The organism is Pandoraea soli (assembly GCF_902459595.1).
GTDB lineage: Bacteria > Pseudomonadota > Gammaproteobacteria > Burkholderiales > Burkholderiaceae > Pandoraea > Pandoraea cepalis.
In genome coordinates, this window is record NZ_CABPSG010000004.1 from 163,128 (window position 1) to 183,078 (window position 19,951).

18 protein-coding genes are annotated in these 19,951 nt (G+C 65.2%); 14 read left to right on the forward strand and 4 right to left on the reverse strand.

Annotated elements, in window-relative coordinates; genetic code table 11:
- The first annotated feature begins 83 nt into the window (after positions 1-83).
- From PSO31014_RS09335 to PSO31014_RS09375, 10 genes are all read left to right on the forward strand, one after another.
- Positions 84-1,805: an ABC transporter permease gene (locus PSO31014_RS09335; protein ID WP_150551375.1), complete on the forward strand. Its 1,722-nt coding sequence runs from the start codon at positions 84-86 to the stop codon at positions 1,803-1,805.
- 156 nt (positions 1,806-1,961) lie between these two features.
- Positions 1,962-2,090 carry a hypothetical protein gene (locus tag PSO31014_RS22825; RefSeq protein WP_281349082.1) on the forward strand — a complete coding sequence of 43 codons (129 nt, stop codon included), beginning with the start codon at positions 1,962-1,964 and terminating at the stop codon, positions 2,088-2,090.
- Between the two features lie 305 nt (positions 2,091-2,395).
- A complete protein-coding gene (locus PSO31014_RS09340; protein WP_150551376.1) occupies positions 2,396-3,307 on the forward strand; it encodes a LysR substrate-binding domain-containing protein in 912 nt (303 codons plus the stop codon).
- Between the two features lie 181 nt (positions 3,308-3,488).
- Complete coding sequence (locus tag PSO31014_RS09345; protein WP_150551377.1) at positions 3,489-4,565, forward strand: ABC transporter substrate-binding protein; 1,077 nt, start codon at positions 3,489-3,491, stop codon at positions 4,563-4,565.
- 128 nt (positions 4,566-4,693) lie between these two features.
- Positions 4,694-6,712, forward strand: a complete 2,019-nt coding sequence (locus PSO31014_RS09350) for an aconitase family protein (protein ID WP_150551378.1) — start codon at positions 4,694-4,696, stop codon at positions 6,710-6,712.
- Positions 6,713-6,724: 12 nt separating this feature from the next.
- Positions 6,725-8,008, forward strand: a complete 1,284-nt coding sequence (locus PSO31014_RS09355; protein ID WP_150551379.1) for a CaiB/BaiF CoA transferase family protein — start codon at positions 6,725-6,727, stop codon at positions 8,006-8,008.
- Positions 8,009-8,110: 102 nt separating this feature from the next.
- A complete protein-coding gene (locus tag PSO31014_RS09360) occupies positions 8,111-9,193 on the forward strand; it encodes a CaiB/BaiF CoA transferase family protein (protein ID WP_150551380.1) in 1,083 nt (360 codons plus the stop codon).
- A 211-nt stretch (positions 9,194-9,404) separates the two neighbouring features.
- A complete protein-coding gene (locus PSO31014_RS09365) occupies positions 9,405-10,103 on the forward strand; it encodes a hypothetical protein (protein ID WP_150551531.1) in 699 nt (232 codons plus the stop codon).
- Between the two features lie 176 nt (positions 10,104-10,279).
- Positions 10,280-11,410 (forward strand): DNA polymerase IV, encoded by a 1,131-nt coding sequence (dinB, locus tag PSO31014_RS09370; protein ID WP_150551381.1) that lies wholly within the window; start codon positions 10,280-10,282, stop codon positions 11,408-11,410.
- Positions 11,411-11,498: 88 nt separating this feature from the next.
- Positions 11,499-12,008: an MgtC/SapB family protein gene (locus tag PSO31014_RS09375; protein ID WP_150551382.1), complete on the forward strand. Its 510-nt coding sequence runs from the start codon at positions 11,499-11,501 to the stop codon at positions 12,006-12,008.
- 251 nt (positions 12,009-12,259) lie between these two features.
- On the opposite strand, the gene PSO31014_RS09380 is transcribed toward PSO31014_RS09375, so the two are convergent.
- Positions 12,260-12,715, reverse strand: a complete 456-nt coding sequence (locus PSO31014_RS09380; RefSeq protein ID WP_150551383.1) for a hypothetical protein — start codon at positions 12,713-12,715, stop codon at positions 12,260-12,262.
- A gap of 97 nt (positions 12,716-12,812) precedes the next feature.
- On the opposite strand from PSO31014_RS09380, the gene PSO31014_RS09385 reads away from it, so the two are divergent.
- On the forward strand, positions 12,813-14,309 hold the full coding sequence (locus PSO31014_RS09385) for a cryptochrome/photolyase family protein (RefSeq protein ID WP_150551384.1): 1,497 nt from the start codon (positions 12,813-12,815) through the stop codon (positions 14,307-14,309).
- A 287-nt stretch (positions 14,310-14,596) separates the two neighbouring features.
- Here PSO31014_RS09385 and PSO31014_RS09390 read toward each other — a convergent pair whose 3' ends face one another.
- The 3 genes from PSO31014_RS09390 to PSO31014_RS09400 form a co-directional block, all read right to left on the reverse strand.
- Positions 14,597-15,535 (reverse strand): urea transporter, encoded by a 939-nt coding sequence (locus tag PSO31014_RS09390; RefSeq protein ID WP_150551385.1) that lies wholly within the window; start codon positions 15,533-15,535, stop codon positions 14,597-14,599.
- A gap of 274 nt (positions 15,536-15,809) precedes the next feature.
- Positions 15,810-17,528, reverse strand: a complete 1,719-nt coding sequence (locus PSO31014_RS09395) for a glutamine--tRNA ligase/YqeY domain fusion protein (protein WP_150551386.1) — start codon at positions 17,526-17,528, stop codon at positions 15,810-15,812.
- Between the two features lie 109 nt (positions 17,529-17,637).
- Positions 17,638-17,835: a hypothetical protein gene (locus PSO31014_RS09400; protein WP_150551387.1), complete on the reverse strand. Its 198-nt coding sequence runs from the start codon at positions 17,833-17,835 to the stop codon at positions 17,638-17,640.
- A gap of 154 nt (positions 17,836-17,989) precedes the next feature.
- Between PSO31014_RS09400 and PSO31014_RS09405 the strand changes: the two genes are divergently transcribed.
- The 3 genes from PSO31014_RS09405 (at position 17,990) to PSO31014_RS09415 (ending at position 19,890) form a co-directional block, all read left to right on the forward strand.
- Complete coding sequence (locus PSO31014_RS09405; protein ID WP_150551388.1) at positions 17,990-18,505, forward strand: hypothetical protein; 516 nt, start codon at positions 17,990-17,992, stop codon at positions 18,503-18,505.
- Positions 18,506-19,066: 561 nt separating this feature from the next.
- Positions 19,067-19,300: a hypothetical protein gene (locus tag PSO31014_RS09410; protein ID WP_017234901.1), complete on the forward strand. Its 234-nt coding sequence runs from the start codon at positions 19,067-19,069 to the stop codon at positions 19,298-19,300.
- Positions 19,301-19,401: 101 nt separating this feature from the next.
- The gene (locus PSO31014_RS09415) at positions 19,402-19,890 is read left to right on the forward strand and encodes a GNAT family N-acetyltransferase (RefSeq protein ID WP_150551389.1); all 489 of its coding nucleotides are present in this window, start codon (positions 19,402-19,404) and stop codon (positions 19,888-19,890) included.
- The last annotated feature ends 61 nt before the right edge of the window (positions 19,891-19,951 follow it).

Genomic DNA, 19,951 nt, shown 5'->3' on the forward strand with positions numbered 1-19,951 from the left:
GGCAACGGCCGTGAGCCGTCGCCCGGGTGTTTTCCCGCCGCTCGCTCGTCCGTCCCATTTCCGCTACCCACTACGATTTGCCGATGTCATCGACGCCCCCGTCACGCGCTGCCGCCGATTTTGCCGCCATCGATCCCGTCTTGGCCGACCGTTCGCCCCCCGTCGCCCGACGCAGGCGCGCCGCGCGTCTGTCCGGCGCCTGGGCGTGGCGGCTGGTCGCATGGGTTCCCGCGCTGGTCGTGCTCGTGCCGATGTTCGGCATCGTGGCGGCGCTTGGCACGGGCGACGCGAATACGCATGCCGTGCTCGCGCATATGGTCGATACGGTGCTGCCCGAGTACCTGCTCAACTCGCTTCGCATCTCGATGGCCGTGAGCGCCGGCGTGCTGGTGATGGGCGTGGCCAGTGCGTGGCTGGTCGTGCACTGCGCCTTCCCCGGCCGCCGCGTGCTGGAGTGGGCGTTGATTCTGCCGCTGGCGATGCCCGCCTACGTCACCGCTTACGCCTATACCGATTTCCTGCAGTTCGCCGGGCCGGTGCAGAGCGCGTTGCGAACGCTGCTCTCGGTCGAACGTCTTGCCGGCTTCCCTGAAGTTCGCTCGTGGTACGGCGCCGCTTGGGTCTTCGCCGGCGCCTTCTATCCTTATGTCTATCTGTTGGCACGCACGGCCTTTCTGGAGCACAGCCAACGGTACCTCGAAGCCGCCCGCACGTTGGGATGTACGCCTGCGCAGGGGTTTTGGCGCGTGGCGTTGCCGCTGGCGCGACCGGCCTTGGTTGCGGGGCTGGCGCTGGTGCTGATGGAGACGCTCGCCGACTACGGCGCGGTGGCGTACTTCGGGGTGCCGACGCTCACGACCGGCATCTACCGCGCGTGGTTGTCGATGGGCGATCGCGTGGCGGCCGCGCAACTCTCCGCCTGTCTGCTGCTCGCCGTCCTCGTCTTGCTGATCGCGGAAGCGCGCAGCCGCACGCGCCTCCGGTTCTACGGGGCGCCGGGCCGGGCGCCGTCGACGTCGCGGCGTGCGCGTCTGTCCGGGGCGCGCGCCGCGCTGGCAACCCTCGCGTGCGCGCTGCCGCTCATCATCGGCTTCGTGCTGCCCGTGCTCATCATGCTGCGGTTGGCGGTCGCCGAGCTCGATCAGGTGCCTTGGCATCGGTACGGCGAGTGGGTCTTCAATACCGTGCGCCTCGCGGCGCTGGCGGCGCTCGTCGCGAGCGTCTTCGCCGTGGTGCTCGGGTACGCACAGCGACTGGCCCCAGGACGCGTCACGCGCATCGCCATCCGGCTCGTGGGCGTGGGCTATGCGATCCCGGGCGCGGTCATCGCCCTGGGCATTCTCACGCCGGTGCTCCGGCTCGACACGTGGCTGGGCCATGTGTTCGGCGCCGACGGTCTGGTGCTTGCCGGCACCAGCGGCGTGTTGATCTATGCCTATCTCGTGCGATTCCTGCCGGCGGCGCTGCAGAGCGTGGACGCTGGCTTCGCCCGCATCCCGCCAAATCTTGATGCCAGCGCCCGCAGCCTCGGCGTGGGCGGCTGGGCGATGCTGCGCCGGGTGCATCTACCGCTGCTGCGCGGCAGCGTGTTGACGGCCGCGCTGCTGGTGTTCGTCGACGTGATGAAGGAGCTCCCCGCGACGCTTGCGCTGCGGCCGTTCAACATGGACACGCTGGCCGTCGTTGCCAGTCATCTGGCCGCCGACGAACGCCTCGCCGAGGCGGCCGTGCCGGCATTGACGCTCGTGCTGGTGGGTCTGTTGCCGGTGCTGCTGCTGGCGCGCGCCATCGCGAAACGCGCCTGAATGGAGAGGGCGGCGGCATCGAGGCCGCGCGCGACTTGTGGCGGGAACCCCGATCGAATTCCCGTTTGAAACGTTTCGTGGTTGCCGCTCCGATAGTGCCGGACTATAGTCAAAGCAGACCCGGCAACGAAGCCGGGATGATCGAGCGTCAACAAAATGATAGCGATCGTCATTTGCAAATGTTGGCTGTTCATGGCCTTGGCGTCGGCACCGCCACCCGAGGCACCGCTGAACACGGCAGACGGCGGCTGGAGCGCCGTGCTGCTGGCGGGAGCGATGCGCTAACGGGTGTCTCGGGAGGAACCGGCACCGGCACTTCGAGACGGATGCGCGACGTCCGATGGGAGCGTGTAGCCCCGGGGCTCGACGTCGGCTTCACTGCCTCCCGCGCTCGACGAGTGGCTCCCCCCTGAGCCGACTCGCCGCTTCCCCGCATGTCGTAGTCGTTTGCCGTCGTGCAGCAGGGTGGTTGATGTCGCGCGTTGGCGTTTCGAGGGTGTTTTCGGTGTCGTCGGGGGCGGTAGACAGTGGCGTTTTCGCCACACGCGCCGCGGAATCGCTGTCAATGCAGTGCCTTCGGGAGACCAGGCATGGCGCTATGGCGGATCGATCTAGTCTCGTTGCGACTGTTCGTCGCCGTTTGCGAAGAAAGCAGCATTGCACGGGCGGCCGAGCGCGAATTCATCGCGCCCTCTGCCGTCAGCAAGCGGATCAATGACCTGGAGGTCCTGGTCGGTTCGGCGTTGCTCCAACGTCATAAGTGGGGCGTGCGGGCGACCCCGGCAGGCGAGGCCCTCCTGCACCACGCGCGCAATGTGTTGCGCAGCCTCGAGAAGATGCAGGGCGATCTGTCCGAGTACACCAGCGGTGTGCGCGGCCATATTCGCATCTTCGCCAACGTTTCCTCGATCGTCGAAACCCTTCCCGATGAACTCGGCGCGTTCCTGCGTCGCCACGACGGCGTGAAGGTCGACCTGGAAGATCACACCAGCGCACAGGTCGTGCGCGGGGTGGCGGAGGGGGCCACCGACATCGGCATCTGCTGGGACGCCGTGGATACCCGCGACGTCGAGGTCTTCCCCTATCGCAACGACCAGATCGTGACCGTACTGCACAACGACCACCCACTGGCCGGAAGGGAACAGGTCGCCTTTGTCGACACGCTCGATTTCGATCACATCGGCGTGCATCCGGACAGCGCGATGTACACGGTGCTGCGGCGCGTGGCGGCCGAGCAGAGCAAGACGGTCAAATTCCGCATCCATGTGTCGACGTTCGAGGCAGTGTGCCGCATGGTGCGCGCCAACCTCGGGCTGGCCGTGGTGCCGCGCGAGGCTGTCGGCAGCTACTCGCAAGCGACTGACGGGGAGGCGCTGCGCATCGTGCCGCTGACCGATCCGTGGGCGCTGCGCCGGCTGATCGTGTGCGTGCGACGCTACGACGCCTTGCCCGTCGCCTCGCGCATGCTCGTCGATCACCTGTGCGCTCGCAACATCGCGTAAAGCATAGGAACACCGAAGATTCGCCCTTGGCGGGGCAAGCGTCGCGAACGGCGATGTCTGGCATGCCGAAACACAACTTGTCGGCGCTTCAGGGGCAGCGGATGCTCTCAGGGCCGATAGCGATTCCGGCCGACGAGCCGGAGCGCGCCGATTTCCCGCATGAGGCGGGAGGAGACACGCGATGACACATACCGAAGCGCGCCGCGTGCGCGTTGCCGTACGACGTTGGGCTCTCGTCTTCTCGCTGGTGGCGTCAGGCCTCGCATCGTTGGGTCTGAGCACCGGGGCGTATGCCGCGCCCGTACAGGCGCTCGAAAAGCCGAAGCTCACGATTGCCGTGGGCGGAAAACCCGGCCTCTACTATCTGCCGTTGACCATCGCCGAACAACTCGGGTACTTCAAGGACGAAGGACTCGACGTCACCATCGACGACTTCGCCGGCGGCTCCAAAGCCTTGCAGGCGGTTGTCGGCGGAAGCGCCGACGTGGGCGCCGGGGCTTTCGAGCACACCTTGCTCATGCAGACCAAGGGCTTGACCTATCAAGCGTTCGTGGTGCTCGGCGCGGCCCCTCAGTTGGTGCTCGGCGTGGTCAAGGCCAAGGCGGCGGAGGTGAAGTCGGTCAAGGATCTGAAGGGCATGCGCATCGGGGTGAGCGCGCCGGGGTCGAGCACGCATATGCTCGTGAACGTGGCGCTCGCGAAAGCCGGGCTCAAACCGAGCGACGTGTCCATCGTGGGCGTCGGCAGCAATGCGACGGTCGTCGCCGCCGCACGTGGCGGGCAGGTCGATGCCGTCTCCAACGTCGATCCGATGATGACGCTGCTGCAGTCGTCGGGCGACATCAAGGTACTCGTCGACACGCGTACGCAGGCGGGTACCCGCGCCATGTTCGGCGGGCCGATGCCGGCGGCCGTCATGTACGCGCCGCAGAGCTTCATCGAGAAGAATCCGCGCACCGTGCAGGCCGTCGCGAACGCCATCGTGAGGGCGGACAAATGGCTTCAGCACGCCACCGCCGCCGAACTGATCAAGACCGTGCCGGAGTCCTATCTGCTGGGCAACAAGGCACTTTACCTGGAAGCGTTCGCCAACTGCCGCGAGGCGTTCTCGCCAGACGGCATGATGCCCGCCGGCGGTCCGGCCACGGCGCTCAAGGCGCTCGCGTCGTTCACGCCCGAGGTCAAGCCGTCGCAGATCCGGCTCGGCGATACGTGGACCAACGTTTTTGCGACACAGGCCAATCGGCAGTACCCCTGATGGTTTCCAGACGAATGCGCGTCTGGATGTCATGACCTCACGTCCGTCCCGCGGCCGCCCGCGGACTCGGTACGGACCGTGCGATCGAAACGGGTGAACCCCTTGGGGAACATTCGAGGAGCGATCTCATGCAAGCCACTGTGCAACTCCACGGACGTGTGCTGTGGTTGAGCGACCGGGCCGACGTCATGGCCCGGCAACTGGCGGGCGAATCGTTGACGCGCAACGAAGCCGGCCCGTTGCGCGACCAGATTTCCACGGATGAGATGACGCCCGCATGGGCGTGTCTGGCGTTCGATGAGACGCTCGGCGACTACGTCTATATCGGATTGCGATGCAGTGCGGACGCGACGAATCCGGCCGGCGTGTTTCCCGTTACGCAGAAGGCGGTGCGCGAAGGCGGCTTCGCGTTGTCGGTCGCCGGAATGCGCCGTGGCAAGGGGTCGTCGCGCGAGGCGAGTCCGTTCGCCGAGTGGTGCGCGGGCATCCGGATCGTAATCGCCGAGAGTTTCGAGCGCATTTATGCGCAGAACTGCCAGAACCTCGGGCTGCTGATGTCGACCGACTTGGCGCTCGCGGAGCGGCTGCAAGCGGGGGAGACGGTCGCCATCGACGCCTTTCTCGAAGACTGCGATCCATTGGGCGAGGAGATCGTGCGCAGCGGGGGATTGTTCGGTTACACGCGGCGTCGGCTGGCGGGGGACGTCGTGGCGCCGCGGCCCGCCCATGCGCCGGGACCGATGACCTACGGCGAGAAGATCATCGCCAGGGCGCTCGGCGTGCCTCGTGTGCGCGCAGGCGACGCCGTGTTCGTGCCCGCCGACTGGCGTTTTTCCCACGAATACGTGACGCCGATGGCCGTGAGCTTCCTGCGTCACGCCTTCGGCGACGCGGTGCCGGCGCTGCACGACCCGGCGTCGATGCTGTGCTTTGAGGATCATCTGACTCATCTCGATGCGGTGTCTGTCGGCGCTGGCAAGCCGCCGCCGCTGGTGGATGCGGCGCAGCGTTTGGGTTCGGTCCAGCGCGAGTTCTGCGCGCAGCACGATCTGCGTCTGCACGGACGCGCGGCGGGCGGTGGCTCGGAAGGCATCTGCCACGCCTTGATGCTCGAGCGCTACGCGCTGCCGGGACAGGTCATCGTTGGCACCGATTCGCATACGCCGCATTGCGGCGCGGTCGGTGCGTTCGCGTTTGGCGTGGGGGCCACGGAAATGGCGAACGCCTGGTTGACGGGCGACGCGCGGCTGGCGGTGCCGGGCACCTGTCTCGTGCATCTGCGCTCGCGCTTGCCGGCGGGCGTGGGGGCGAAGGATCTCGCGCTGCACCTGCTGCATCTGCCGTACATCCGCGACGGTCGCGCCATCGGTCAGGTCATCGAATTTTCCGGCGAGGCGGTGGCCCACCTGTCGACCGACGAGCGGGCGACGCTGACCAACATGGTGGCGGAAATCGGTGGACTGACCGGGCTCATCGTGCCCGATGCCGAGACCGTGAGATACCTGCGTGAACGGCGCGGCGTCGACGCTGCGTTGGCGCCGTGGATGACAAGCGATGCGCAGGCCGCTTACGCCCACGTCATCGAGATCGATTGCGCCCGACTCGGCGCGATGGTGGCGAGTCCCGGCGATCCGGGCAACGGCGTGGCGCTCACCCAGTTGTCGGCGGAGGTGCCGATCGATATCGCGTACGGCGGATCGTGTACGGGCAGCAAGCGCGACGACCTGCGCGCGTGCCATGACGTGCTCGCATGGGGCCTGTCGCAAGGGCACAAGGTCGCCGATGGCGTGCGCTTCTACTTGCAGTACGGCAGCGAAGACGTACGCGCCTGGTGCGAGGCACAGGGCTACGCGGACGTGTTCGCGGCGGCCGGCGTCAAGGTACTCTCGCCGGGGTGTGGCGCGTGTGTGAACGCTGGCCCGGGCGTGTCGCGCGGGCCCGATGAAGTGGTCATCAGCGCGCAGAATCGGAATTTCCCGGGCCGTTCGGGACCGGGGCAGATGTGGCTGGGCAGTCCAGCGACCGTGGCCGCGAGTGCCTTGGCGGGGTACATCGTCGGCTTCGATCAATTACGACGCAACGGCTTCGCGGCGCATGCCGCGCGCCTGCCGGATCGGCGGCGTGCCGACGCGTTGCGCGCGGGTTGAGGAGAATAGCCGATGCCGGACGTGTCCCCTGCAACGCCAATGCCGTTGAAAGGCATTCGGGTTGTGGAGTTTTCTCATATGGTCATGGGTCCCACCTGCGGCATGGTGCTCGGCGATCTCGGTGCCGACGTCATCAAGGTGGAACCGGTCGGCGGCGACCCCACGCGGTGCCTGCTGGGCACGGGCGCGGGCTTCTTCCGTGCGTTCAATCGCAACAAGCGCAGTCTTGCCGTGGATGTCACACGGCCGGAGGGACGTGAGCTGATTCTGCGTCTGGTGAGCACGGCGGACGTGCTGACCGAGAACTTCAAGCCCGGGCGCATGCGCCAGTTCGGCCTGGATTATGCGACGCTATCACGCTTGAATCCGGCGCTTGTCTACGTCTCGCTCAAGGGGTTCCTGCCCGGTCCGTACGCCGCACGCACCGCGCTCGACGAAGTCGTGCAAATGATGGCGGGGCTCGCGTATATGACGGGGCCGCCCGGTCAGCCGCTGCGTGCGGGGGCCTCGGTCAACGACATCATGGGTGGCGTGTTCGGCGCGCTCGCCGCACTGGCCGCGCTATACGAGCGCAAGAGCACCGGGCGCGGACAGGAGGTGCAGGGTGCGCTGTTCGAGAACTGCGTGCTGCTGGCGGCGCAACACATGCAGCAGTTTGCGGTGACGGGCGTGGCGCCCGACCCGATGCCCGCCCGCTTGTCGGCCTGGGGGATTTACGATGTGTTTACGGCGCGCGACGGCGTGCAAATCTTCCTCGCGGTGGTGAGCGACACCCAGTGGCGCATCTTCTGCGACGTGTTCGGCCGGCAGGATCTCGCGGACGACGCGCGACTCGCGACGAACAACGATCGGGTACTCGCGCGTGACTGGCTGCTGCCTTTGCTGCGCGAGATGATGCAGGGGTTCGACGCGAGTTATCTGGCGGCGGCGTTCGAGCGGCACGGTTTGCCGTTCGCGCCGATCGTCACGCCCCAGGCGCTGTTCGACGACCCGCATTTGCGCGCGAGCGGCGGACTGGGCGATCTGGTGACCGAGCAAGGCGAACACACGCAGGTGCCGCTGCTGCCGATCGCGATGTCGGGGCAGCGCTTGCCCGCGCGGCGGCCGTTGCCCGCGGCGGGCGAGCATACGTATGAAATCTTGCGGGATCTGGGGTATCTCGACGGCCAGATCGCGCGGCTGCTGACGGACGCGGTGGTGGCCGGTCCGTTGGGCAACGGTTCGGCGGGCGAGACACCGAGGCGCGGCGACGCCACCGGTCCCGTTTTACGCGAAGACGGCACGGATCGAGGCTGATTTCGGAAGTGTCCGAGTCAAGAAGGCGTGTCGTCCGCTTGCCCGCGGACAGTGCGGCGCGGTACGGTGTGGACATCCCCCTTCATCCCTTGCTCGCACGCCATGACCGAATCGCTCGATTTCCCTGAAAGCCCCGAAGCCCGTGAATCGTCTTTCTTCGCCGACGCACCGCTGGCCGGCGTCACGGTGCTGGATCTCACGCGCTTGCTGCCCGGTCCGCTCGCGGGACTGCGCCTCGCGGAACTGGGGGCGCATGTCGTCAAGATCGAAGACACCGGGGCCGGCGACTACGCCCGCGAGATGATGCTCAACGATGGCGAGCCGCCACCGAGTGCATTCTGGCGTTTGCTCAATCGCGGCAAATCGGTCGAGCGACTCGATCTCAAACGCGATAGCGACCGCGCGACGTTCCTCGATTGGGTCGTTCGCGCCGACGTGTTGCTGGAGGGGTTTCGCCCAGGGGTGATGGCGCGGCTCGGTTTCGATTATGAGACGCTGGCGCGCCTCAGGCCGTCGTTGGTGATGGCGTCGATCACCGGGTACGGACAGCATGGGCCGATGGCGCAGGCCGCCGGACACGACATCAATTACATCGGCTACGCGGGCGTGCTCGACCAACTGGGTGATTCAAACGACGCGCCAATCGTGCCGAATTTCCAGATTGGCGACCTGTACGGTGGCGGGCAGGCGGCGGTGCAAGCCGTGCTGGCGGCGCTGGTCGCGGCACAGCGCACCGGCCGTGGCCGGTGGCTGGATGTCTCGATGACCCACGAGGTGTTCCGCGCGAATCTCATTCCGGCCGTCGCTCTGCATCGGCAAGGGCATGCGCCGCGGGCGGGCGCGGACCTGCTCAACGGTGGTGTGCCTTGCTATCAGGTCTATCGCACGCGGGATGGACGTTACATGGCCGTGGGCGCTCTCGAACTCAAATTCTGGCAAACGTTGTGCGACGTGCTCGGCCGCAGCGAATGGAAGGTGCGGCATTGGTCGCTCGGACAGGCGATCGGCGGCGACGACGCACGTGCGCTTCAGGCTGAACTGGCGGCGGTATTTGCGAGCGCGTCGCAGGCCGACTGGACGTTGCGTTTTGCCGATGCCGACTGCTGCGTGACGCCAGTGCTTCGGCTGGAGGAGGCCATGAACCACGCGCTGTTCGCGCAGGCGCGCGAGGCGCTGACACCCTGACGCCCTGACGCCGGACGAGGGTGCGTTACCGAATGTCACAACTTTTCAGGAGGCGACGACACGAAGTGGGTCCATTGTTCGCGTAGAGTCATCGCTTGCCCACCCTGATACCGCCATGACACGACGGCTCGCCTTGCGCCAAGCACGAAACGGGATAGCCCATGCCGCGGCAGGGCGAATGACGGCGGTGGCGGTCATGGTTGCGGTAGTGATGGCGGCGATGTGTACGGGATGCGCTTCCTATCAAGACGCGCCCATCGATCATGGCAAAGTGCGCTCGACTGCAATGACGACCGCCGATCTTGCACAGACGGACATCAATCGCATGGCGACGCTAGGCATGCGGGCCAACCTCGAGGGCTTGTACCGGCTTGCCGACAAGCTCTACAAGCGCAACCCGCGCGAATGGCGCAAGGGCGGGGCTGCGACACAGGCGCAGGCGATGACGCAATTGCGCGCGGCCATCGAAGAGCGACGAAGCCTGCCGGCGCTGCGGAATTTGCGCGACGTGAAGGCGTTATCCCTCTCGCTCGACCCGGCGTTCAGTGGCGATCGCGTGGCCGCGTTCGTCTACAGTCTTTCCGACACGATCGTCGCGGCGCATGGCGGGACGACGGTCTTCTACCTGAGCGATGGCCTCGACGCACAGCGAATCTACAATGCGGCACGCAACGTCGAGATCGCGGCGTGGCTGCTGTCGAGTCGTCACGACATGACGGGCAAGCCGCTGCTGCTGGCGAACGAACTTACCGACGTGCGCAACGTGAGCTTCGAGCGAGAGTTCGGCAAGATCATCGGGCGGCTCGACCTGCTCGCGGAGATGCTCGACGAGAAGTATCGGCGCGCCGGCATCGGGTACGTCCAAAACATGCTCGGTGCGCAGTTTCTCCAGTTCCTGCCTGTGCGATGAGGCGCTGAGGTGGCGCGTTGCGGATGTGCAGACGTGTAGCGTTGCCGACGAGTTGAGGGGCAGAGGGGCTGAGGTGAAGAGGCGGGTGATGCGGTCAGGCGCTGACGCGATGTCACGAGTGGGGCGCATATGCGGCGTGAATGCTGTATATTTACACAGTGTTTCCATTGCGAGCCATGTCCTCCTCTACGCGCAAGATCATTCACTGCGACGCCGACTGCTTCTACGCCTCTGTCGAGATGCGCGATGACCCGTCGTTGCGCGGAATTCCGCTGGCCGTCGGCGGCCAGCCCGATCAGCGAGGTGTGGTCGCAACGTGCAACTACGAGGCACGCGCCTTCGGGGTGCGCTCGGCCATGCCGTCGGCACAGGCGCTCAAGCTCTGTCCGGAGTTGCGCATCATTGCGCCGACGATGCGCCGGTATCAAGAGGCATCGCAGCGCATCATGGCGATCTACCGCGATTACACGGATCTCGTCGAACCGCTTTCGCTCGACGAGGCGTATCTCGATGTCTCGCACAGCGAGCGTTGCGACGGCTCGGCCACATTGATCGCCCGCGAGATTCGCGCACGGGTCGCCGAGGAGGTCGGACTCACCGTCTCGGCCGGCGTTGCCCCCAACAAGTTCATCGCCAAGATCGCCAGCGACTGGCGCAAGCCCGACGGCATGTTTGTCGTGAGACCGGCAGAAATCGACGCCTTCGTGGCCGCGCTCCCCGTCGAGCGCCTGTTCGGCGTGGGGAAGGTCACGGCGGAGAAGCTCCGGGCGCTGGGCGTGCAGTCCTGCGGCGATCTGCGCAGCCATTCGATGGCCGATCTTGCCGAGCGTTTCGGCGTGTTCGGTCAGCGGTTGTACGAGCGCTGCCGCGGCATCGATACGCGCGATGTCAGCCCGGACCGGGAGCGCAAGTCGATCAGTGTCGAGACCACCTACACGCGCGATCTGCGCACGCTGGCTGACTGCGAGGCGGCCCTTGAGCCGCTGCTTCGTCAGTTATCCGAGCGGATCGAGCGGGCGCGCCGCAGCGAGCCGCTGGCCATCGCCAAGGTGTTCGTCAAGATTCGTTTCGCCGACTTTTCAAGAACCACGGCGGAAGCCGGTGCGCTGAGTGTCGATCCCGCGCAATGTCGTGAATTGCTGACCGAGGCCGTCGGCCGGAAACGCCGGCCGGTGCGCCTGATGGGCGTGGGGGTGCGCCTGCTCGAAGCCCAGGCCGCGCGCCAGCTGCGCTTGTTCGACGACGAGGTCGACACGACCCGACTCACCCTGCCCGGGACGGGCGATAATGCATCACCGCAGGCATAGATCGCTCGGAGGAGCCGGGCGAGCGAGACGCGTGAAACGAGCAGAAGGCGCGGAAAGCGTGGAAAGCGCAAAACGAGCGAGGTGAGGGATGGCGGAGATCATCGAAGTCACATTGCGGCTGGTGGCAGCGCTGGTGCTGGGCGGACTCGTCGGGCTCAATCGAAATCTGCATCACAAGTCTGTCGGCTTGCGCACACTGGCGATTGTGTCGTTCGGATCGGCGTTGTTCGTGCTGGCGGTCGTGCCGTTTCCCGGGTCGGCGCTGGTCTATGACACGTCGTCGGTCAGCCGGGTGGTGCAGGGCATTGTGGCCGGGATCGGTTTTCTGGGCGCGGGCTGCATCGTTCGGCCGAGTCGCAGCGCGTCGGTGCATGGATTCACCACGGCGGCGGCGCTCTGGAGTACCACGGGGATCGGCATCATCTGCGGCTTGGGCCGTTGGCATATCGCGCTGGCGGCGATGGTCCTGCTGCTCGTCGTATTGGCGATCGGCGGGCGTATCGAAGACGTCGCGCATCGATGGCTGGGACACGACGAGCTGCCGGGGCCGCTGTCCGACACGGACACGCCGGCGCCGCGCGAGCCCGAGGACAAGTAAGTGCCATCCGGCGTAACCGGGACGGGGCACGTCGACGTCGCTCCCCGGTGGACGTCATCGGAAGATCCTGCGGATACCAAAGAAAATGCCCGCCGAGGCGGGCAAATGACGTTGTCGCAGTACCCCCAAAAGGACGTAAGAGGGCGATTGCATTTTGGTCAGCGGCCGGTCGTTCGCCAATCGGGGCTTGCCCGATTAGGGAAAGCACGCCCATGAGACGCCGTCGGTTCTATGCGAGACCGGCGAGACGCTCACCGCAGCGCCCGCAACTCCCTGGCACGTGCGCGCGCCACGCGCAGGCCGTCGGCTTGAAGCGTGAGCGTGGCGGCATCGGCTTGCTGTGAGGCGTCGGTTGCTGAGGTGTACGTCACAACGGCCGCCTGTCGCTCACGTCTGAAGCGCCCGGTGATCGGGGCGCACTCGGCGGCGGCTTCGTCCGCCAGCCGGATCGGGTCCGGCACGAGGTCGACGTAACGGGCGACGTGGCCGTATAGGCATGTGCGGTACTGGTCGGCAGCGGCGTCGGCAGCCGCCAGATGATGTTCACGCAACTGGGCGGCATCGGGCGCGCCAGAACGTGCCGAGGTCGATGCACCGCGCGGCGCCGACGAGGTGGCGCAACCGGTCACGAGCAGCGCGGCCGCGAGGCAGAACAGGGCCGGCACCACCCCGCGAGTGCGAGCCAAAATCGGAAGCTTCCGAATCATAAGGTAATCGAGGCCGATGGCATAAAGTCCGCGATATCGCTATGGTACGGGATTGGACAGAACCTACAATGGCGCGCATGTGTTGCGCCGATCTGACATGAGTGAATTCCAGAAGGGGTTGGTTTGGATCCGGCGCGATTTGCGCTGCACTGACAATGCAACGCTTGCGCACGCACTCGCCACGTGCCGAGAGGTGTATGTCGTGTTTGTGTTCGACACAACGATTCTCGACGTCCTGCCGCGCGACGATCGTCGTGTCGCGTTCATCCACGACAGCGTGGGCGAATTGGCCACCACGCTGACGCATGCCGGAGGCGCATTGATCGTGCGGCACGGGGATCCGGTGACGGAGATTCCGTGGCTGGCGAAGTCGCTTGGCGTACAGGCCGTGTTCGCCGGGCGCGATTACGAGCCGGCCGCCGTGGCACGCGATCGCTCGGTGGCGCGCTCGCTCGACGAACTCGGCATTGCCTTCGAGGGCATCAAGGATCAGGTGATCTTCGAGGCGAGTGAGATTCTCACGGCGCAGGGCGAGCCCTACAGCGTGTTCACCCCGTATCAGCGCGCTTGGTTGAAGCAAGTGAGACCGGTCGATTTGGCGCCGCACGGACGCGCCGCCGATCGGCAGCGATTGGCGGTGCCACCGACGGACAACGGTGTGCTTCCGTCACTGGCGTCGTTGGGTTTCGAGGTGTCCGACGCGCGCCGGATGGCCATCCCTGCCGGGGAGTCCGGCGCCCGCCAATTGCTGGACGATTTTCTGCCACGCATGGCGCATTACCATGAGCGGCGCGATTACCCTGCCGTACGCGGGCCGAGCTACCTGTCGGTACATCTGCGTTTCGGCACGATTTCGATCCGCACGCTCGCCCGCGAGGCGCACGCGGTCATGTTGCGAGGGGGGGACGCCGGTAGCGGCGCGCAAACGTGGCTCAGCGAGCTGATCTGGCGCGAGTTCTATTTCATGATCCTGCACCATCATCCGAGCGTCGTGGCACAGGCGTTCAAACCCGCCTACGACGCCATCGAATGGGCCACCGGCAAAGCGGCCGATGCCGATTTTCAGGCCTGGTGCGAGGGTCGCACGGGGTATCCGCTCGTCGATGCCGCCATGCGCCAGATCAACCAGACCGGCTATATGCACAACCGCCTGCGCATGGTGACGGCGAGCTTCCTGGTCAAGGATCTCGGTATCGATTGGCGGCGCGGGGAAGCCTACTTTGCGCACGCGCTCAACGACTTCGACCTTGCGGCGAACAACGGCGGCTGGCAGTGGGCGGCGTCCACGGGATGCGACGCGCAACCGTATTTCCGCATCTTCAATCCGGTGACGCAGTCGGAGAAGTTCGACCCGCAAGGGCGCTTCATTCGGAAGTACGTGCCGGAGCTGGCCAATCTGCCCGACAAGGCGCTGCATGCTCCCTGGCGGGCCGATGCGCAGACGCTGCTCGATGCGCATGTGGAGCTGGGACGCGACTATCCGCCGCCGCGGGTGGCACACGACGTGGCGCGCAAGGAAACGTTGGCACGATATGCGGTCGTGAAGACACCGGCGGTTTCCGGCAAGCGCGACGACGGTCCGGATGCCGACTGAGCAACGATGGGTGTATACCCCCGTCAACTTTTCCCGCGTCTCACCGTTGATAGAGGTAAGGCACGCGAGAGGGCCGGGCTTCGGTGGTGCGTCGGCAACGTCGGGGAGGCGTTCCCGGGTGTCAGGGGAGAAGCCATACAACAACGACAGCACGGCTCGGGAACGAGCACGGGCAAGCCAAAACCACACGGGACAGCGAGCGGATGCTTCGCCGCGCAGACGGTAGTCTCGCAATACGGGGTTAGCGATGAGCGAGTGCCCGGAACGGTAGCGTTTCGGGCACTTTTTTATACGGACACCAGCGGCTTCGGCTGGGCGGTCGCGCGCAGCACGGCCCACACCGCCAGATTGAACGGCAACGTAAAGTACGGCCAACCGAGCGGACCGAGCACGATGCCGAGCGCAACGCAAACGACACAGGCCAGGAAGGCGCCCGCGAAGCGTACGGCTGGGCGATGTCCGAACATCCCCAGGCCGAGTGCGGCGAGAAACGCGTTGATGCCGATGCCCCCCGCGTGCGTGGTCATTGCCGGCCAAAGTGTGGCCAATGAGGTAAGACCCGCCCAGACGGTGAGGCCCGCCGCGAGCGCCCACAGCGTGGCACGGGGGTTCCAGAGGGCCAGGATGTACCAGGCCAGCAGACCCAGCACCAGTGGGGCAACGAAAACGACCTGACCGACCGAGCAGAAGACGAACCCCGGCGTGCCGGTGTCGCAGGCGAGTGCCCCGGCCCGCGGTAACCAATGCAGCCACGGGTGCATCGCCCAGGTGAGCGCCATCACACCCACGAACGGGCCGGTGAGGGCAGGAAGTGCATGACGCGAGAGGGCCGCCGTTGCGATCACGGTCAGGCAAACACAGACCGCCAACCATGCGACGAACGTGGCGTCAGGCTGCCATAACGCGCCGAATGCAATGCCAGTGAGGGTCGCGTTGTATCCCAATTGCCCGTTACGAAGCAGCGCTTGTGGCAGCCGTAGCGCAACCGCGAGGCACGACGCGGCGACGCTTGCCGCCAGACCGGTGATCGCAGCCGGGAGGTCGGCGAGGGCGAGTAGAAGGAACAGCAACAATCCGGCACTGGCCGAAGGGACGAAATAAATCTGCGCAAAGTTCGCCGCCATGCCGGACAGCGCATCGATCCACCCTTGGCGCTTGGCAGCGGCACGCGGCGGGACCACCGTCGCTGGCGACGCAGGCGTTGGCGAAGCGTGAAGGATTGGCATGGGGGATCGTCTCGGCTCGGGCGAATCGCGGGCTCGCGGTAGCCGGTGCACAGCGTCTGAGCGGCGGGCGAGCAATGGGCGCGAGCTTACGCCGAACTGGCGTTCCCGGGCGCGTCGGCGCCTTATAGTCGGTATAGCGTTGGTATTGTGTCGGTCGTGCTTCGGTCGCGCGCTGGTATGGCGGCTGAGGCCGCGCCTGTCCGGCGCCCCATAAAACAAAACCCGCGCACGAGGGCGCGGGTTGAGTGCTACGCGGAGAATTGCCGCGACGCGTTTACTTGCCGCCGCCCTTGGCCGGCTTGACCGCCCAACTGTCCTTAAGCGAGACGATGCGGTTGAACACCGGCTTGCCCGGTGCCGAGTCCTGACGGTCGGCCACGAAGTAGCCGTGGCGCTCGAACTGCACGCGATCTTCCGGCGCAACACTCATCAGGCCCGGTTCGACATAGGCCTGCGTGACGCGCTTGGCGTTCGGATTGATGGCGTCGAGGAAATTCTTGTCTCCCGCATCCGGATTCGGATCGACGAACAGACGGTCGTAAATGCGCACCTCCGCTGCAAGCGCGTGCGGCGCGCTCACCCAGTGGATGTTGCCCTTGACCTTGTAGTTGTCGGCGCCCGGCGTACCTGATCGGCTGTCCTCGAAATACTGGCAATGTACGGCAGTGACGTTGCCATCGGCATCGGTATCGAAGCCCGTGCACTCCACCACGTAACCGTAGCGCAGTCGCACCTTGTTGCCGGGGAACAGGCGGAAGAAGCCCTTGACCGGCTCGGCCTGGAAGTCTTCGCGCTCGATCCAAAGCTCGCGCGAGATCGGGAACGTGCGCATGCCTCGCTCCGGCGCGTGAGGATGCACCGGCGCCTGGCAGTCTTCCTGCTTGCCTTCCGGATAGTTGTCGATGATCAGCTTGAGCGGGTCGAGCACCGCCGTCGCACGCGGTGCCTTCGGGTCGAGGTCGTCACGCAGGGCTTGCTCGAGAACGCTCATGTCGATCCACGATGCCGACTTGGCCACGCCGATGCGCTCGCAGAACAACTGCAGGCTCTCGGGCGAGAAGCCGCGACGGCGCAGGCCGACGAGCGTGGGCATGCGTGGGTCATCCCAGCCGTCGACGTGCTTTTCGTCGACCAGTTGGCGCAGCTTGCGCTTGCTCGTAATGGCGTAAGTCAATTGCAGGCGCGCAAATTCGATCTGCTGCGGCATCGGCCGCTTGAACATGCCCGCGTCGGCCAGCTCGCCGAGTACCCAGTCGTAGAACGGACGCTGATCTTCGAATTCCAGCGTGCACAGGCTGTGCGTGATGTTCTCGATGGCATCCTCCAGCGGATGCGCATAGGTGTACATCGGGTAGAGGCACCACGCGTCGCCGGTGCGGTGGTGGTGCGCGTGACGGATCCGATAGATCGCGGGGTCGCGCAGATTGATGTTCGGCGAAGCCATGTCGATCTTGGCGCGCAGCACATGCGTGCCGTCGGCGAACTCGCCCGCGCGCATGCGACGGAACAGATCGAGGTTCTCCTCGACCGAGCGGTTGCGGAACGGCGAATCCTTGCCCGGCTCGGTGAGATTGCCGCGGCTGGCGCGCATGTCGTCGGCGCTTTGGCTGTCAACGTACGCCTTGCCGCGTTGGATCAGGATCTCGGCGCCCTGATACAACTGCTCGAAGTAGTCGCTCGCAAAGTAAAGGTGTTCCTTTTGCGGCGTCTGGTAGCTGAAGCCGAGCCACTTGACCATGTCGATGATCGAATCGACGTATTCGGTCTCTTCCTTCTCGGGGTTGGTGTCGTCAAAGCGCAGATGGCACACGCCCTCGTAGTCGCGCGCCACGCCGAAGTTCAGGCAGATGGCCTTGGCGTGGCCGATGTGCAGATAACCGTTCGGCTCCGGCGGGAAGCGCGTTTCGACGCGTTGGCCCCATTTGCCCGAGCGATTGTCTTCGTCAATGATATTGCGGATGAAATTGGATGCCGCGTTCAGCTCTGTGCTCATGCCAGTCCAGTGTTCGGAGTTTGGCGAATATTCTACCGTACCGCACTGCACCACGGGCAGGCGTCGACGCGCCCCGTCGACAAAGGCAATCGATCTCGGCCCGCAGGCGTTACCCGTTGGAGACTTGGACCGATGTCCGCTGGCCCGGCCAAGTGGCGTAGGACAACAACCAGAGGGAGATGATGTTGACGACCGGGATGAAGGCCAGCACCGTGAACCAGGGCGACAGGCCGAGGCGGGTCAGAATCCGCCAGACGGGAATACCCACGAGCACGATCGCGACGAGCAAGCCAATGAGACTGGACATACGGTATCTCCCGATGGTCCCGCCGGCGGCGGGGCGTGGCGCCAGATCCAAGTATATCGCGCGGATCCGCCGTCGCCCCGCCTGGATTGTTCTATCCTGAAAGCACTGCCGGTCCTGCCGGCGGCTCCAAGAGTCACCCTCAAGGGAGAACATCATGGAACTGCACCTCCACTCGCATCGCTACACGCACCGCTCGCCCGACTGGGCGGCCGCCGCCGTTTCCGGCTTTGTCGCCTGCGCCTTCTTCTCGGCGGTGGAAATGCTGATGGTGCTGCTGGTCTCCGGCCAGAGCCCATGGGTGCCGCCCCGCATGGTCGCGGCCATCGCGCTGGGGCCGGGCATTCTGACGCAGCCTGCTACGTTCGACGTGTCCATTGTCGCCATGGCGCTCATTGTCCACGCGGTCATCGGTGTCGCGCTGGGCGTGGTGCTCGGCGCGATCGTCGCTCCCTTCCGGCTGGATTCGGACGTGGTGACGGTGTCGGTGGCGGGGGCGATCTTCGGGCTGGCCGTGTACGCCGTCAATTTTTACGTGATGACGCAGTGGTTCCCGTGGTTCGTCGCCTCGCGTGGCTGGACGATGGTGGCGGGACACGTGATCTTCGGCGCGTTCGCGGGCTACATGTATTGGGTGCTCGCCCAAATTGACGACCGTGCGGCCGCGTCGTGACCTGACTTCGGCGTCGGTCTGCTTTGGTGTCGAGACGGTAATTTTCTGTTATCATTCGCTATCTGCACCGTTTTTTTCGTCAATTTCGAATCGAACGGATGGCAGTCACGCGAGGCATGAATGGCGGGACCGGCTGAGAGGCTGTCCCGAGGTGGCCGGCGTGTGGCACGATTATCACTACAAATGTGCCGCACGACTTTGCTACCGCATGCCACGCTGAACGCTTGGCGTGAATCCGCGCGTCCTACGTTCTTGCCGTCGCCCTCGACTGGGCGGCAGCGCATCGTTCCCCGAAACTGGAAGTCGTACAGAACGCCCTCATTGCGTCTACATTGTGCAATGCCGGTGCGCATGTGGCCTTGTGCCTTGTGCCACGTGACGCGTTCACCTGCACCGCCTGTCGTATGTCAGTCACGCGAATGTCGTGTGGTTGTCACATTGAGCAGATAGGCTGCGTGCACTTCACGGAAACATTTGTGCAAATTTGCACTCTCATCACCGTAAGCCGATTCGAGAGGAATATTTATCAGTCATATTTTTTGCAGTAAGAAGGATACAAAAATGAAAACAACACAATTTCAAGAATTTCAGTACAGCGTGCGTGCCGTCGAGCGCGACAACGCCCGTTGGGACGCGTTCTACGAGATTCATCGCCCGACCCATGGCGGGTTGGAAAAAGTCGGGGCCTACCAGGTCCAGACCGCCTACGGCTTTGCCACACAAGGCAACGCCCTCGACGACGCCGAGCGTAATGCCCGTGCCGACATCGAGCAGGGCATCGTCTACTTCCAGTAAGTCGATCTCCCCCATTCATTCCCTGTGCGCGATGCCGGCATCGTTGTGTGGCGACGGTGCTATAGTCCCGCCTTTCGCAACGTATGGCCGGAGAGTCGGGAATGGAATGGATGTGCAAGTCGTTCGATGCGCTGGGCAGTTCCCTGCTTTACCGTATTCTGGCCGCGCGAAATGCCGTGTTCGTGGTCGAGCAGCAATGCCCGTATCAGGACATCGACGGACGCGACCGTCACAGCCTGCATCTCATCGCGCAAGTGCGCGATGCGGCGGATGCGCTGCAGATTGCCGCGTATTTGCGCCTGTTGCCGCCCGGACTGGCCTACGACGAAGCGTCGATCGGGCGTGTGATCACGGTGGCGTCGCATCGGGGCACCGGGCTCGGGCGCGAATTGCTGACGCGGGCCGTGGCGATTGCCGATGAGGCCTGGCCGTTGGCATCGCTGCGCATCGGCGCCCAGGCGCATCTCGAAGCGTTCTATGGCGCCTTCGGCTTCGTCAAGGCCAGTGAGCCGTATGACGAAGACGGCATCCTGCATATCGAAATGCTGCGTCCGCCGGCGGCGTCCAACGGGACAACAGTCACGCCATAGCCAAACCGTAGCAGTGCAATATCGGCCGGGCCCTCACGCCCGGCACTACAATATCTCCCAT